This is a genomic window from Legionella jamestowniensis, from assembly GCF_001467745.1.
GTDB classification, from domain to species: Bacteria; Pseudomonadota; Gammaproteobacteria; order Legionellales; family Legionellaceae; genus Tatlockia; species Tatlockia jamestowniensis.
In genome coordinates this window covers 1,023,312-1,038,246 of record NZ_LNYG01000013.1, presented here as the reverse complement: position 1 = coordinate 1,038,246, position 14,935 = coordinate 1,023,312, and the positions used below count along the sequence as shown (strand labels likewise).

The window sequence follows — 14,935 nt, the reverse complement described above, 5'->3', positions numbered from 1 at the left end:
ATATATGCCAATTTGCTTTTAGTTTAATTTATTAATGAGTGACATTCTTTATTGGCGGGAAATTATTGGTGAAAGCGATTTATTATCGACGTTTGCCACAGAGATAGAGCAGCTGGCAGCGGGGGAGTATAAAAGCCTTGACCTGGAAAAGCTGCGTGGTGTTTCAGGAACGCCCATTTATAGCATTCGGGTCAATAAAGAGACACGTCTGCTGTTTACGACGTATAAAGGAAAATTATATTTACTCGATGTGGTAGCCAACCATGATTATCATAAGAACCGTTATTTAAGAAACCCTGGTTTATTAAACAGTTTTTTTGCCAAACTGGATGCGAGTATTGAGTTTCGATGGGGGGAAAAGTTAAGCCTCGAGGCGCTGAGTGCTGAGGAAAAGGAAGACTTGAAGAAGCGGCTACCGCCCAAGAAAGAAAAGAGTCGCTTCGTTGCCTTGGATTACTACAAGGAAAATTTTATTGGTTTAAGCGCCCAACAAGAACAAGCACTGCAGGCTAAGTTGCCTGCGCTGGTTTATGGACCTGCAGGCTCTGGTAAAACCTGTGTGGCCTTCTTTGCGTTGCATGATTATGTCAAGCGTAGAATGCAGAAAGACACCTCGCCGGTTCTTTATGTAAGCCGTTCAGCCACACTGGTTGCGGAAATGAAAGCCCAATGGAAGGGTAGTGTTGATGAAAAACTGCAGGATTGCGTTAGTTTTCTAACCTATGAGGAGTTGTTTAACAACCATTGTACCGACAAGAAGAAACCTCTGGCCGATACTGGTTTGTTTCAAGACTGGTTTGCCAAGACGATTAAACAGGCAGCGTATAAAGGGTTGAATACCCTCACGGCTGAAACGGTGTGGCTTGAGTTTAGGATTCGCTCAGGTTACAGCGAGGAAGACTATATTCACTTAGGGACAAGGCAAAGCAGCCTGGATGAAGGGCAACGCCAAATGGTTTGCAAGCTCTACAACGCTTTTCTCAGCCACTATATGGCAAGTGAACTTACGCCCCTTTCCCCCACCAAACCTTACCCCATGATACTGGTGGATGAGGCCCAGGATTTCTCATTTGCACAACTGGAAAGCCTTTATACGCTGGCTGACAAAGGCAATATCGTTTATTTCTTAGGCGACCATCAAATCCTTTTTGATGGCAAATCGCGGCTACCCTTTCTGCGCCAGTTGTTCCATAAAAAGGAGCAACCGTATAGCGAACACCAGTTGCCAGCTAGCTATCGCTGTCCGGCATCCATTGTGAATGTCACCAACCAACTGATTCAACTTAAATACCAGGTGACAGGAGGTGCTGCCGATAAGGTCGAGCTGGGGCATATTATTTCAGCAAAAGAAGAGCAGGACAACGGGGAACTTCTTTGGCTTGCAACCAACAGCAAGAAAGACTTGGAGGCTCTGCAACAAGAAGCCACCCAAAGTGCCAAGTTTGCCCTTGTTGCTTTCCCTGAGTTTATTGAAGAAGCACGAAAAACATTTAAAACCCCTTTAATCTTCACCCCTGAACAAATTAAAGGCCTTGAATATGACACCATTCTTTTTTGGCGTCCCTTCGATGGGAAAGACGGTGCTGCAGCTTGCAGCAAACTGAAAGAAAAGCAGGGTACTGTTCATACCACAAGCCATTTGCCCAAAACAGGGGAAGGGGATGAATCCTGCCTTCCTTATTTTAACCGCTTTATTACCGGGATTACCCGTGCAAAGCGAAAACTTATCATCGTACAAAACAAGGAACATCGTAGCGAAGCCTTGTACGATGCCTTAAAGCCTGCCTTTACCCAGGAAAACAAACAGGCAGCATCACCGCAAAGTACCCCCGTCCACCAGTCAACCACACAAGATTGGGAAGCTGAGGCAAGAAAACTACTACAGCAGGGAAATGAAACCCAGGCCCGCGATATCTTTCTTGGCATACTTGGCCGTAACATGGAGCAGTTTAAAGCGTTTCAGCAGCATACAATGCCATATATTCATTTGAAACCTGCAGAAGTAATAGAAAAGAAAACGGTTCAAAAAGAACAGCTTAATGTACCGAAGAAAAACAAAGGAAAAGAGGTTTCACACGCTCAGCCTAAAACAATAACAAAAACAAAATTACCTTTTTCTCCGCTAGTGGCACAGCCAACGGATCCCTCTGAAAAAGCACGACAGGAATTGATGGTCGATTTTTCAGAAAAGCGGTTAGGTATTGTACTATCTATTTTTCCAATAGAAACGTTATTACTGCAGTCTTCAGCGACAAATCAAGCTCCCCTATTGTACTTTATCCTGAATGACATAAACCGTGCAAAATTATTCATTAAAACCATAGTAAATAATTACACCATTATAAAGAAATTCACGCCACCGATTAGAAAGTTGGTAATCAGTATCTGTACCCAACCAACTATAGTATTGAATAAAGAACTACGGAGTCTTTTTAATAAACTAAATACGGTTCTTGAGGACCTTAGCCCACATCTGAAGGACATCTCCGCAACCCCAACGCTCGCTCATATCGCAGTATTTACTAGTAAAACTGAATACCTTGTTTGTTTGTATCATTTGGGTGCGGATTTTAATATTGCTTACAACGAGGGGCAAACTCCCCTCAGTGCTGCGGTTCTTCTCAATAAAGAGGATGTCGTTACTCTGCTTCTTCTATGTGGTGCTGATCCTAACAAACTGGCCGACGGTGAGAGTCCGCTTCACATAGCAGCGACGAAGGGTTCCCTCCGTATGGTAAAATTGCTTCTAAAGCATAAAGCTGACCCTAATAAACTTAATGCTCGAGCACATGCCCCCCTTCATTTAGCGCTGTTTGAAAATCAAATTGAAATAGCTAATGAGCTTCTTGATAATGGCGCTGATCCCAATCAAAAAACAACCGAGGGACTGACGCCTGCTTTGATCGCTACTAATCAAGATTGTATAGCGATCATAGAAAAGCTCCATCAAAAGGGTGCTGATTTTAATCAAACTGTTAAGGATGCAAACTGCATCTATCCTGCAATTCTAAAGGGTCATCTTGAGATGATTAAGATTTTACACGCGTTTGGGGCTAGCCTAAATCAAAAACTTGTTGATAATTCTACGCCAGCTCATTTTGCAGTGAGTAAGGGAAATATTGATATTATTCAATGGCTATTAGAGCACAATATGGATTTCAGCACGTCATGGTCAGTGAGTAAAGATAACTTGATAACCTTTTTACAAGTTACCATGGATGAGAATGGTGCAGAGGAAGTTATTTTATCAAAAATAAATGAACTAATAGAGCGCCAGGGGGCAAAGGAAGATACCATTTCTATTTTACCGATAGACATTGCTGAGATTATGGGTCGTGAAGATATTATGGATCTAATCAAAGGTGCCAATATGAAAAATCATCACCCTTATGCTTTTTTTACTCGACAAAATTCGACAGAGGAGTGCTCTGTTATTTCACAGCTAGCTCCCTAAGTATTCCTGCACAGGACAAACTTAAGATCGCGGCTTTGCGAGCACTAGCAGCATCTAATGTGATTCTTTGAGCAAGATATGTTCTGGATGACTTTAATTCGTTCGCCACGACAACGTGAAAAATTTTGTCTTGTGCAAAGGGCATTTTACTCTACTTGCGAGTATAATCAGCCTATCTTATCGCTGCTGGGATGCTAAATGATAAAAATAGTCGGTTTGTTAGGAATTCTTTTTCCGCTAATTACTTTCTCTTCTGTAAGTGTGAATGGCAATTTTGAAGCTCAAAAATCTTGTCCAGCTTATATCTCCAAAAATAAAAAAAATAACCCTGATGGGTTAACAGTGATTCCTTCGCAAAATTATAGTATTCGTGAAATCAATCGCCCCACTAATCCTGATTGGTTACGCATTGAGTTGTCAAATGCAGAACAGGCTTTACGTTGGGTAAGTACTGAATGCGGTCATTATTACTTTGATGCCAATGGGAAGACCTCTTGTGAGCAAAGCCCGGGTCTTGCGGATTCCTATGTCTTGGCATTGAGTTGGCAGCCCGGATTTTGTGAAGCTTATGGGTATGAAGTAGGTAAACCGGAATGTTTAAAATTGCCTGCTAACGCTTATCAAGCCAATCATTTAGTGTTGCATGGGTTATGGCCTAACCAGCAAATTTGCGGTGAAAATTATGGATTTTGCGGTGTAGAAGCTAAAAAGCATCACTGTGATTACCCTGCCGTTAGTTTAACTAGCGATGTTTCCCAGGCTTTACAACAATTTATGCCTAGTTACGCTGCCGGTAGTTGTCTTGAGCGGCATGAATGGAATAAACATGGTAGTTGTCAGGTGCTTTCAAGTGATGCTTACTTTTCCTTGGCCATACGCTTGAATCAGGAAGCGAACAAAACCCTTCTTGGCCAATTTCTACATGAGCATGTTGGCGAGGCGGTCACGAAAGAGAGGCTACACGCCATGGTACGCGAATCGTTTGGGGAAAATGCTACACATAAAGTGTATTTGGGGTGTAAAAACGGCATGTTGGTTGATATTTTTATTCAATTACCGGCAGTAATAGCACAAACGGACTCTTTGCAAATGCTTGTTAATAAGGCGCCTGATTTTACACGCTACGAGGGTTGCCCAAGGAATATAACGATTTCGGATTTTAATAATTAGTCCCATAATAGCCTTGCGCATTAGAACAACTTCCTCTAATGTAAGGAAATTCAAGTAAGGAAAAGGGTTGGCATGTTAAGGCGGTTTTTCTTAGTAATTTTCATCACCTTGTTGGTAGGCACCAGCTGTACCAAGCAGGTTACTATTATTCCGCCACCTGCTAAACAAGCCCTGCAACACCGAAAGCTTCCTGCATTTAACCAGGTTACTGTGGAAGGAAATGTCAATGTAAGTTTGCATACAGGTTATGCGCGTCCTAAGCTCATCCTTCATGGTGATCCCACGGATCTATTGCAAGTTAAAACAGTGGTTACTGGTAGTACCCTGCTAATTGCGGTAGGAAAAGGGTACCCACGTTGCGGACCAATTACGGCAGAAATACGCGGACGCTATTTAAATGGCTTTAATTACCGCGGTGCGGGTACCATCACAGGTAATAACCTGCGCTCAGGATTAATGGATCTTTCTATTGAAAATCCAGGCCGTACTACTTTAGGTGGAAAAATTTTCCTAAGAAAATTAACGGTAAGTGGTGGTGGCTATACACAAATTAGCGGCGTTACCAGCCAAAATTTGCAATTGTCCATCCAGGATAACAGTAAAGTGCAATTATCAGGTATTGTAAATATCACCAGGCTTAACCTAGACAGCAACGCCTGGTTAGGAATGAATTGGATTAAAAGTAATGCCTTAATCGTGCGGGCAAAAGGCCATTCTGTGGTGCAGCTGGCCGGGATTGTTGGTAAACTGGATGTGGAATTGTGCGAACAAGCACAATTCAAGGGGCGCTATTTACGTGCAGGTCGTGCATTTGTTAAAACCCATGATAAGGCTGTTGCCGAAATATCCGCCGTTAGAAGACAACACACACTAGCTACGGATGCCAGTGATATTTACTTTTATAATATCCCCTCGATGAAAACTGATTTCATGGCTTATAATGGCGCGGTCCTTGATATGCGTGATTGGGATTTATATGCTATGCAGGAATACGATCGCTACAATAAATAATCCTTTTTGCCGGACAAAATTTATGTCGTCGTTGCGAACGGAGTGAAGCAACCCAGAACAGATTTTTGTTCAAAGATCGTACTGGATTGCTTCGCTCACGCTCGCAAAGACGCGACTCCAATTTGTCTTGTGCAAATCTCCATGAATAGTTATTGCCAATGTTCTTTCATACACGCAATAATATTTTCAATGTCCCCATCTAAAGGAATGACATGCGCTGAATTGCTAAGCCAATGAATGGTTACATTTTCTCTATTCGCAAAACGCGCAGCTACCCGCCATGAAGAGACTACTTTGTCATGACAACCTAAAAACACATCGGTTGGGCAGTCAGGTAAATTGAAAGAAAACTGTTTAATTAAATTAAAAATTTCAATGATCGCTGTTAGCGGTAATTTTCGGTAAGCAATCTCACAATTCTGATTGGTAAACAAATCACCAGAAAGTCCACGAACTTCCTGAAACCCCAGCCGTGTCAAAAACTTAGCTAATTTTAATGTTTTTTCTATCGGCATCCGCAAATCGAGGGCAGGTGCTAATAAGTAGAGATGGTGCAATTTAAATTGGTTACTCAAGTAACAGGCAAGTACTCCACCTAACGATAATCCCAAGACATCGACCTGTTCAAATTCACGGACTAAAAGTTCACAGGACTGTTCGGCGGCTTTTAGCCAGGCGTCCGCTTTCACTTCAGCAAATGCTTTGAGATTGTCTGCATGTCCAGGTAATACAGGACATACGATGGTATCGTAAAAGGTGAGGGAAGGCAGCATAAGGCGAAAGACGGCAGGTGTAGAAGTAAAGCCGTGCAATAAAAGTAATGCTCTCTTTTTTTGGCCATTGCGCTGCTCAATTGGAGCGATGATTGCCGCATCTTTTTTATCAAGCGCAAAAAGGGGAATCCCCCGTCTCATGGCGCGAAAGTCATCAATATTCATGCATGTCCCTTTTGGTAAAAAAATTTGCAAAATAACTGTAAATTACTACTAAAAGTCTAGGCTATAAACAGTAATTTGGTATTATCAAGGATACAGTTACACGCTTTAAAGGATAGTTACTTCTCATCTTAAGCGAAATTTCCACGTTTAAGAATACGTGAGCTTAAGATTGCAGTAAATGCAAGAAGGCTCTATTGATGATTCTTGTTCAAATTATGCTATCTTTTAATTAATAACGCGACAATTTTGTAGGGGAGTTATCATGCCCGGTTTAGAAGATTTCTACCAAGATATTGGGAATGACGATGCTAATGACAATGCTAAGGATAATAAAGCCAAGCAACAGGCGCCACAACCGAAGCCCATTAGCGGTTCTAAGTCTGATAATAAAGAAGAAACTACCAATGATTTGCAAATGAAAATGGTGAAAGAGCTGCAGAATATGGTTAGTGATGTAAATAATATGCTATACGGCGGCTTTTATGACGAATTAGGGAAAGCATTTAAACAAGGTTTAAACAGTGGCTTTGGCCTGAAGGGCAAAGGCAAAAAATCAAACAATGACGATGACGACGCTCCCAGCGATGATAACACCCATGATGACATCGAAGACATGGAGTTTGGTGATGATATAGAGAGTGTCTTTGATGATGATGATCCTTCAACTCCTTCTAACTCCAATGGGTCTGGCAGCCATGATGATATCGAAGACATGGAATTTGGGGAGGACCTCGAAAGTGTTTTCGACGATTCGCCGATGGAGTCTATGTCTATGGATTCAGTGAGTAGTCCAACAAGCAGTTCCAACGAGGGCTTGGAATCTATGAATGGCCTCACTAGTAGTGGATCTACTTCAGAAATTGCGGAAACTATCGAAGCAAATCCCGAACTGTTAGCTTTAGCATAAATGGAAAAGAGTAAGACTCTTTCCCATTTTGATTAGCATAATCTAATTCTCTAACAGCTTGTGCGGTAGACTCTCAAGGCGCCCTGCTTGAGTAACGATGACATAATCCAGTTTACGCTGTAGCTCACTAATAGTATCAGCACCTGCATAAGTTAATCCGGAACGCAAGCCGCCGATAATATCAGCAATAATGCTATCCTGATTATCACGATAGGGAACTTCGGTCGCAACCCCTTCTGCAGTTTTCCATTCGTGCATTTGCCCTAAGAAATCTTCCTGGGCCTCTCTAGATGCCATTCCACGATAACGCTTCACCTGCTTGCCATCTTCCTTGGTAATCACTTCACCGGGTGTTGGTTCTGTTCCAGCCAGGATACCACCTATCATGACAAAATCAGCCCCAAAGGCCAGTGCTTTAACGATGTCGCCTGAGGTGCGGATGCCCCCATCAGCTACAATGGAACGATCAGTACGGGCACAATCCTGAATACAGGTTAGCATCGGAATACCAAAGCCTGTTTTAATGCGTGTGCTGCATACTGAGCCACCGCCAATGCCTGCTTTAATGATATCGGCACCACAAGAGGCTAGATAGTCCGCTCCAGCATAGGTTGCGACATTGCCGGCCATAATGCAGCGACTACCCAATAATTTCCTTAAACTTTTAAGCGTTTTTCCCACATATTTGGCATGGCCATGCGCGACATCGACACAAAAATAATCAGCACCGGCGTCCCGTAACGCTTCTGCCCGTTGTAATTCTGCATCGGTACAGCCTACAGAAACAAAGACAGGCCCCTGGCAGTTTTTAAATTCCTTAATATTTTCTTCAATACTTAAAAAGCGATGCAAAGCACCCATGCCACCTTTGCTGTGCATGAAATTAGCCATCTTGCTCTCAGTAATGGTGTCCATGTTGGAGCTGATGACAGGCAATTGCAAACTGAGTTTACCCAAGCGGTCAGTCATACTGACGTTGACGACACGCCTGGATTCGTGATGATTATAGGCTGGCACCAGTAGTACATCATCAAAAGTGATGGCTTGGTTATTCATTATCGATCCTCATGTGGATAAGCAAAAGCGTGTACTATAAATGCTCAGCAGCATAATAAGCAAGCCTTGAGCGCTCACCACGCGTCAATGTCATATGGGCACTGTGTTGCCAATGCTTGAAACGATCGACAGCAAAGGTTAATCCAGAAGTCGTTTCTGTTAAATAGGGTGTATCAATTTGCTTAATATCACCAAGACAGATAATTTTACTGCCAGGACCGGCTCGTGTCACCAGGGTTTTAATTTGTTTTGATGTCAAGTTTTGCGCCTCATCAATAATAATAAAGCGATTTAGGAAGGTGCGGCCGCGCATGAAATTAAGTGAGCGAATTTTAATCTTGTTCTGTAATAGATCCTGTGTCGCGCCGCGACCAAAGCTTCCACCTTCCTGTGAACTGTGTAACACTTCAAGGTTATCCATGAGAGCACCCATCCAGGGTGTCATTTTCTCTTCTTCCGTGCCTGGTAAAAAGCCAATGTCCTCACCCACGGGGATGGTCACTCTGGTCATTAAGATTTCATTGTAACGACTTTGATCCAGGACTTGCGTAAGGCCCGCAGCAATAGTGAGCAACGTTTTTCCTGTACCGGCAGAGCCCTGCAAAGTTACAAAATCAATCTCAGGGTCCAGTAATAAATTAAGTGCGAAATTCTGTTCGCGGTTGCGGGCGGTTATTCCCCATATGGCATGTTTGGGTTGCGTGTAGTCACGCGCCAATTGCACGACAGTTCCACCCTCTGAAATGTCTTTAACAATGGCTTGAAACTGATTATCTTGGGTGCTGATACAATCATTAAAATTCCATTGGGCTGTCAATGGTCCGCTGATACGATAAAATGTTTTGCCATTATCTTGCCAAGCTTCCATATTTTTGGCATGGGTATCCCAAAAATTATCTTCGAGAATGTGTAAACCACTGTGCAAAAGATTAACATCATCCAATACTTTGTCATTGTAATAATCTTCGGCGGGAATACCAAGGATACCTGCTTTAATACGTAAATTAATGTCTTTAGAGATAATAATAACCTGGCGACCAGGGTATTTTTTCTGTAAGCCTAAGGCGGTAGCAAGTAAGGTATTGTCTGCTTTATGACCTGGCAAGGAAGTGGGACGCAATTGTTCGAATTCATCCGTTTGGAAAAATAAATGCCCGCTACTTTTTACTTTTTCACCACTAAGAAAATTGGCAATGGGCAAGCCTGCCACTATTTCCTGGTGGCTGGCATTACTCATTAACTCAACAAGCATACGGTTGGTTTGACGCACGTTGCGAGCAACTTCAGAAAGACCGGTCTTATGGCTATCTAACTCTTCCAACACTACCATAGGTAAGTAAATATCATGCTCTTCAAAGCGATAGATAGCCGTAGGATCATGCATCATGATATTCGTATCCAGTACGAACAATTTAGTGTCTTTATTTTCCTTTTCCATGATTTCACCTATCAGCTAAATGTATTCATTGTGCTGAGGGTGATTAATGCAGTCAAGCGTTATCTTTTCTAATTTTCAATTAGTTAGGTCCTGAAGTTAACTTTGTAATTGTTTTAACGTATTCATGACTTCATCGACGTGTCCCTTGACATTCACTTTACGCCATTCCTGTCGTAAAATACCTTGTGGATCAATAAGAAATGTACTGCGCTCTATTCCTCGTACTTGCTTGCCATACATTGTTTTCATTTTAATGACGTCAAATTTTTTACAAAGTATTTCTTCCTTATCACTGATTAACTCAAAGGGAAATTCTTGTTTACATTTAAAATTTTCATGGGATTTTAAACTATCTCTCGAAATGCCAAATATTTCTGCATTTAATGCTTTAAATTGCGGATAGGCATCACGAAAATCTTGGCCTTCTGTCGTGCAACCGGGGGTAGAGTCTTTGGGATAAAAATAAAAAATTAACCATTGCCCTTCATAGTCCTTTAATTTGCCTTCCAAACCACTGGTTGCAGTAAATTCAAAATTATCTATTTTATCGCCAATATTCATAATATTCTCCTCATCACCTGAGTATAGTGATTAATTTATAAATGACCCGGATGTGCTACGGAGCATCCAGAGTAATATCTTATGGATACTGCTGGCAAGCAGCGGGATATAGGAAATAGTTATTTAAAAATCAAATCACTATAAACAAGGCAATCGTTTGTTTTTTTAACACTGTCATATTTGCGCAAATTAACGTGATTCTAATTTTCCCTGACGGCAAATCAAGAGTTTCGCCAAGTGCTATTGTTGAGTGTATAATGCTGCTTTTAAGATTAAAACGGTAATTATTAATTTTAGGTGTTTTCTATGGGTAGCCAAAAACAGCAAAGTGCTACAATTGCCACGAACAAAAAAGCGCATTTTGAGTATTTCATCGAAGATGAATACGAGGCAGGGATTGTTCTTGAAGGCTGGGAAGTGAAAAGTTTGCGGGCGGGGAAGATTAATTTGTCGGATGCTCACATCATTATAAAATATGGTGAAGCTTTTTTACTTGGCGCGCAAATACAGCCCCTGCCAACAGCCGCAGCTCATCTTTTCCCCGACCCTATCCGTACCCGAAAATTACTGTTAAATCGCAAAGAAATTAATCAACTTATTGGTAGTGTTGAGCGCCAGGGATATACGCTTATTCCACTCTCTTTATACTGGAAGCATAACCGCGTAAAGATGAAATTGGCTTTAGCCAAAGGTAAAAAGACGCATGACAAGCGGGAGACGATTAAAGACAGGGATTGGAATCGGGAGCGTGCTCGCCTGTTGAAAAAACATAATTGATCTATTGGCGAATTTGCACTTAGGTATAAATCTAATGTGCGGTATTCACATTAGACTTCATCATGAATGACCATTGTGGCTTTGGGCTGTCATTTCTTTAGCGTCTCGCCATAGTGCCATCATTGCAGTAAGAGATTGTCCCTTAAGCGTAGTGAATCCCTGTTTTTGAGCAATTTCTTTTAATGCCTGGAAACGAGTGGTGAATTTGTGGGTGATTTTTGTCAGTGTTTCTTCCACATCAAATCCGGCAAAAAGACAGAGTGAAATCGCCGTGTGTAACAAATCGCCTATTTCTTCTTGTACACGTTTCTTGGACTCACATTGAGCGATTGCTTCTTGTATTTCGTTGCATTCATCGATTGCTTGCTCAAGGATCATCATTTCATTGGGCCAATCAAAGCCAAATTGGCGTGCTTCTTGCTCCACTTCAATAAGTGCTTGAAGTGGTTGATAAAAGGATTTTGCCATATACACCACGGTCTTCGCGTAGGATTGCGGTGTTCTATTGAATAGTGGATAAAATCTGTTCGCTTCATAAAGAGGGTAGAGTCCTGGGTAATTGGCATCTGCTTCAAAAGGTGCAAGCGTCTCTACGGTGATTATTTTAGCTTGTCGCTGTGTAGCATAAGAAAAGGCTTGCTGAAGTAATATATGTTCAAATCCTTTTCCTTGATATCTTTTTAAAACCCCTATCCAATCGATATGACAAGTAGCAGGATAAGGGAAGGAAAGACTTAGCAGGCCGGCATCATGATTATCGCAGGTGACTTTAAAATGCGTACAAGATGGCATGCTGTCACTATGTGCATCGGCTTTGTATAGACCGTGGTGTTCGGGAAAATCCGCAGCGATTTGTTGGTATAATTCTTCTGCATGCTTAGGAGAGCAAGAGACGACGGTATAATTCATTGAAAGCCCAGCTAGGAAACACTAAATGAATCATAGCTTATCAGCAACAAGATAACTATAGAGAATATTGAGCGTTGCGGCGAGAGACTTGAGGGGAAAAATATGAGATTTGAGTATACTTTTAGTATTCCTGTATTGTCAGCAGACATTCAATCCTTCATCCAAAAACCCACCCATGATGAATACCATCCAGCCTCAATTGCGAAGAAAAGTATGGGGTTTATTCAACAAGCTGCCAAGCGCGAGACTATTAAATTCCCCTTTTTATTTGAGGAAGTGTTACAGGAACTTATTGAAAATTGCTATGACAGTTATGCCAAAAAAGGGTTGGTAATAGGAAAGACATTACGTATCACATTAATTATTCAAAAAAATGATTCGCAGTTTTTGGTAAAATTAAAAGACAATGGGTCAGGTTTTTTTCATCAAGAAAAGGGGAAATACTTTTGGGTTGCAAGTGTTAAACCCGAGCACAAAGAGCAAAAAAAATTTAACGGAGGTGAAGGGGTAGGATTAAGAAGTATACAGGCAGAACTCAATAAGGCGGCCATCGGTCTTTTTTTTAAAAATCGTAAGAAAGCAGGTGCTACAGCCTATTTAGCATTTCCTAATGATTCTTCGACCATCCACAAACAGAGTAAGTAGCCATTGTAAAGACTCAGCCCAAAATGAGCATATCCTTTTTCCTACAAGTAATCCTGTCTTTCCGGGCATATAAAAAATAGATGTCACACATACAAAAGACCAATTTTTATTACCCTTAAGCAGAGACTATGATAGCAACCTTGTTTTATTAATACTCACTTGTACGATGCAAACGAAATATGAACCCAATGAGAAACAGCTATCTGTACCTACGCAAGTGGTTGATTTATTGGAGGAGATAACAGTTGACTGGGATACCATGCCCGATGAGGTGCTTTTTGCTATCCTAAATTTCTTACCCTCAGTCACATATTATGATGTCAAGCAAGTTTCCCAACGTTTTTACCAAATCACTCACGACCGACTATTCATAAAATCGATTATTAAACCGTATTTTCCTGACCTTAAGGATACTGATTTTAAAAAAATAGTAGCAGAGCAATGGCCTGAAGAAAAAAGTAAACATCTTCCCGAACTGTTATTCCTACTTTTAATGGGCAATAACCTCGTATTGAAAGGGAAAATTAAGTTAGAGGACTTATACTTCAAGGATAAAAATTACCTTTCTTTATACGATTGGGCCTATAAAGCAGGCAATCAGGATCTCTTGGATTATATGTATAAACATTTAATTCTCCCTTTTTATCAAAGCCAGCCCAGAAAAATAAATATTGAGCAAATCGATGAGGCAACCGGTTATACCTTACTGCATTGGGCAATTATTTGTCGCCAATCGCTTAAACAAATTAAAGAATTGGCGGAGCTAGGCTCTAGTTTTGATGCTGTTTCTCCTCATCAAGTCACCGCCTTCCATGTTGCAGCAAGAGCTGGATATCTTCAATTAATTGAATATTTACTGTCTCAGGATGAAGCAAGAGTGAATGCTACCCGTGCAAAGGATGGCGCCACGGCTTTATTTCTTGCGGCACAAAATGGCCATACGAAGGTGATCAGATGCTTGCTCGATCACGATAGACATATTAAAGCATGCCCTTGGGCATGTTTTGATATGGAGCGAATTAATGTAAATGCTACCACAACCGACGGAGCTACGGCCTTATTTGCTGCAGCAGAAAAAGGTCATACGAAAGTGGTTCGACTTTTATTAGCTCATGCCTTACTAATTCATGAGGAAATTGATGTAAATGCTGCCTCTACAGTTGATGGTGCTACTGCTTTATTTGTGGCCGCACAAAATGGTCATGCTGAAACCGTTGGATGTTTGCTTGCCCACCATAAAACGGACGTTAACGCTGCGCGTACGACGGATGGGGCTTTTGCTCTATATATGGCGGCACAAAATGGCCATACAGAGGTGGTCAAACGTTTAATCGCTCACGGTAAAACCAATATTAATGCGACCTGCACGGATGATGGGGCAACTGCCTTACATATCGCCGTACAAGAAAATCATGTTGAAATAGTGAATTGTTTATTGGCAAAAAAAGCGTCTGTCTTCTCAGGAATGCAGGAAGATGTTCGGTTTTTGCTGACTTTGGCTGAAAAAAATCATTGCAAAAATGCCCTAGAGGCTTGGTTTAAAGCAAAATATCAAGATTTTCTTCCTAACCGTATCCCTGGTATTACTCCACTTGATATAGCAATCATTGCTGGGCACAATCACCTTGCACAACGTTTATTGGAAGCAGTGGATGATTTCGTTGAGGAGAAAATTATTCAAGCTTGGCAACTAGCAAACGCCATGGACAATCGTCCCATAATTGCCCAATTGCAAATGATTTTGCTGCGTCATCAGTCAAAAAGCAGCGGATCACAATCTCAAATAAGTATAGGTACAAGCGGTTTTTTTACCCCGCATAGTAGCCAAGATAGCTTGGTGGGTACACACGCGACAAACCTATTTTTATATTAATAGATGATTTGTAGAGTTTAAAATAAGGTATTAAGGATGGGACAATAGCGAGTGTCCGGCAGCTGCAAACTATTCATTTACAACTGGTCGGACACTGACTATTTTCTGACTATTCGCTAATTATTATATTAGCTCTTGCCACGCTTGAAAATGGGTATGTTTACCCATTTTTTTAAAAAGCTTCCCGTTATTGTCC

Annotated in this window: 12 protein-coding genes; 7 read left to right on the top strand and 5 right to left on the bottom strand. The window is 41.4% G+C overall.

The annotated features are described in order from the left end of the window. Positions 1 to 34 precede the first annotated feature (34 nt). The 3 genes from Ljam_RS08890 to Ljam_RS08880 all read left to right on the top strand — a co-directional run bounded on the left by Ljam_RS08890 (position 35) and on the right by Ljam_RS08880 (position 5,635). Positions 35 to 3,454, top strand: coding sequence for an ankyrin repeat domain-containing protein (locus tag Ljam_RS08890; RefSeq protein WP_058449687.1), 3,420 nt, complete (start codon positions 35 to 37; stop codon positions 3,452 to 3,454). A gap of 198 nt (positions 3,455 to 3,652) precedes the next feature. Next, positions 3,653 to 4,624 carry a ribonuclease T2 family protein gene (locus tag Ljam_RS08885; protein WP_058449686.1) on the top strand — a complete coding sequence of 324 codons (972 nt, stop codon included), beginning with the start codon at positions 3,653 to 3,655 and terminating at the stop codon, positions 4,622 to 4,624. A gap of 72 nt (positions 4,625 to 4,696) precedes the next feature. Beyond that, positions 4,697 to 5,635 carry a GIN domain-containing protein gene (locus Ljam_RS08880; RefSeq protein WP_058449685.1) on the top strand — a complete coding sequence of 313 codons (939 nt, stop codon included), beginning with the start codon at positions 4,697 to 4,699 and terminating at the stop codon, positions 5,633 to 5,635. A gap of 149 nt (positions 5,636 to 5,784) precedes the next feature. On the opposite strand, the gene Ljam_RS08875 is transcribed toward Ljam_RS08880, so the two are convergent. Continuing rightward, complete coding sequence (locus tag Ljam_RS08875) at positions 5,785 to 6,573, bottom strand: alpha/beta hydrolase (RefSeq protein WP_058449684.1); 789 nt, start codon at positions 6,571 to 6,573, stop codon at positions 5,785 to 5,787. A 262-nt stretch (positions 6,574 to 6,835) separates the two neighbouring features. Between Ljam_RS08875 and Ljam_RS08870 the strand changes: the two genes are divergently transcribed. Next, positions 6,836 to 7,480 (top strand): hypothetical protein, encoded by a 645-nt coding sequence (locus Ljam_RS08870; RefSeq protein WP_058449683.1) that lies wholly within the window; start codon positions 6,836 to 6,838, stop codon positions 7,478 to 7,480. 42 nt (positions 7,481 to 7,522) lie between these two features. On the opposite strand, the gene Ljam_RS08865 is transcribed toward Ljam_RS08870, so the two are convergent. From Ljam_RS08865 to Ljam_RS08855, 3 genes are all read right to left on the bottom strand, one after another. Then, positions 7,523 to 8,536 (bottom strand): guanosine monophosphate reductase, encoded by a 1,014-nt coding sequence (locus tag Ljam_RS08865; protein WP_058449682.1) that lies wholly within the window; start codon positions 8,534 to 8,536, stop codon positions 7,523 to 7,525. Between the two features lie 34 nt (positions 8,537 to 8,570). After that, positions 8,571 to 9,974, bottom strand: a complete 1,404-nt coding sequence (locus tag Ljam_RS08860) for a PhoH family protein (protein WP_058449681.1) — start codon at positions 9,972 to 9,974, stop codon at positions 8,571 to 8,573. A 96-nt stretch (positions 9,975 to 10,070) separates the two neighbouring features. Beyond that, positions 10,071 to 10,535 carry a peroxiredoxin gene (locus Ljam_RS08855; protein WP_058449680.1) on the bottom strand — a complete coding sequence of 155 codons (465 nt, stop codon included), beginning with the start codon at positions 10,533 to 10,535 and terminating at the stop codon, positions 10,071 to 10,073. 306 nt (positions 10,536 to 10,841) lie between these two features. Here Ljam_RS08855 and smpB point away from each other — a divergent pair, with 306 nt between their 5' ends. Beyond that, entirely contained in the window at positions 10,842 to 11,312 is a 471-nt protein-coding gene (gene smpB, locus Ljam_RS08850) for an SsrA-binding protein SmpB (protein WP_058449679.1), read from the top strand. A gap of 60 nt (positions 11,313 to 11,372) precedes the next feature. Here the strand turns inward: smpB and Ljam_RS15415 are convergent, their stop codons facing one another. Further along, the gene (locus Ljam_RS15415) at positions 11,373 to 12,221 is read right to left on the bottom strand and encodes a GNAT family N-acetyltransferase (protein ID WP_202967567.1); all 849 of its coding nucleotides are present in this window, start codon (positions 12,219 to 12,221) and stop codon (positions 11,373 to 11,375) included. A 102-nt stretch (positions 12,222 to 12,323) separates the two neighbouring features. Here Ljam_RS15415 and Ljam_RS08840 point away from each other — a divergent pair, with 102 nt between their 5' ends. Both Ljam_RS08840 and Ljam_RS08835 read left to right on the top strand, forming a co-directional pair. After that, the gene (locus tag Ljam_RS08840) at positions 12,324 to 12,866 is read left to right on the top strand and encodes an ATP-binding protein (protein ID WP_058449678.1); all 543 of its coding nucleotides are present in this window, start codon (positions 12,324 to 12,326) and stop codon (positions 12,864 to 12,866) included. Between the two features lie 166 nt (positions 12,867 to 13,032). Beyond that, positions 13,033 to 14,739, top strand: coding sequence for an ankyrin repeat domain-containing protein (locus tag Ljam_RS08835; RefSeq protein ID WP_058449677.1), 1,707 nt, complete (start codon positions 13,033 to 13,035; stop codon positions 14,737 to 14,739). Positions 14,740 to 14,935 lie beyond the last annotated feature (196 nt).

Coding starts and splice junctions, on each gene's coding strand:
- Ljam_RS08890 (WP_058449687.1), top strand. CDS start 35: ATGAGTGACATTCTTTATTGGCGGGAAATTATTGGTGAAAGCGATTTA.
- Ljam_RS08885 (WP_058449686.1), top strand. CDS start 3,653: ATGATAAAAATAGTCGGTTTGTTAGGAATTCTTTTTCCGCTAATTACT.
- Ljam_RS08880 (WP_058449685.1), top strand. CDS start 4,697: ATGTTAAGGCGGTTTTTCTTAGTAATTTTCATCACCTTGTTGGTAGGC.
- Ljam_RS08875 (WP_058449684.1), bottom strand. CDS start 6,573: ATGAATATTGATGACTTTCGCGCCATGAGACGGGGGATTCCCCTTTTT.
- Ljam_RS08870 (WP_058449683.1), top strand. CDS start 6,836: ATGCCCGGTTTAGAAGATTTCTACCAAGATATTGGGAATGACGATGCT.
- Ljam_RS08865 (WP_058449682.1), bottom strand. CDS start 8,536: ATGAATAACCAAGCCATCACTTTTGATGATGTACTACTGGTGCCAGCC.
- Ljam_RS08860 (WP_058449681.1), bottom strand. CDS start 9,974: ATGGAAAAGGAAAATAAAGACACTAAATTGTTCGTACTGGATACGAAT.
- Ljam_RS08855 (WP_058449680.1), bottom strand. CDS start 10,535: ATGAATATTGGCGATAAAATAGATAATTTTGAATTTACTGCAACCAGT.
- smpB (WP_058449679.1), top strand. CDS start 10,842: ATGGGTAGCCAAAAACAGCAAAGTGCTACAATTGCCACGAACAAAAAA.
- Ljam_RS15415 (WP_202967567.1), bottom strand. CDS start 12,221: ATGAATTATACCGTCGTCTCTTGCTCTCCTAAGCATGCAGAAGAATTA.
- Ljam_RS08840 (WP_058449678.1), top strand. CDS start 12,324: ATGAGATTTGAGTATACTTTTAGTATTCCTGTATTGTCAGCAGACATT.
- Ljam_RS08835 (WP_058449677.1), top strand. CDS start 13,033: ATGCAAACGAAATATGAACCCAATGAGAAACAGCTATCTGTACCTACG.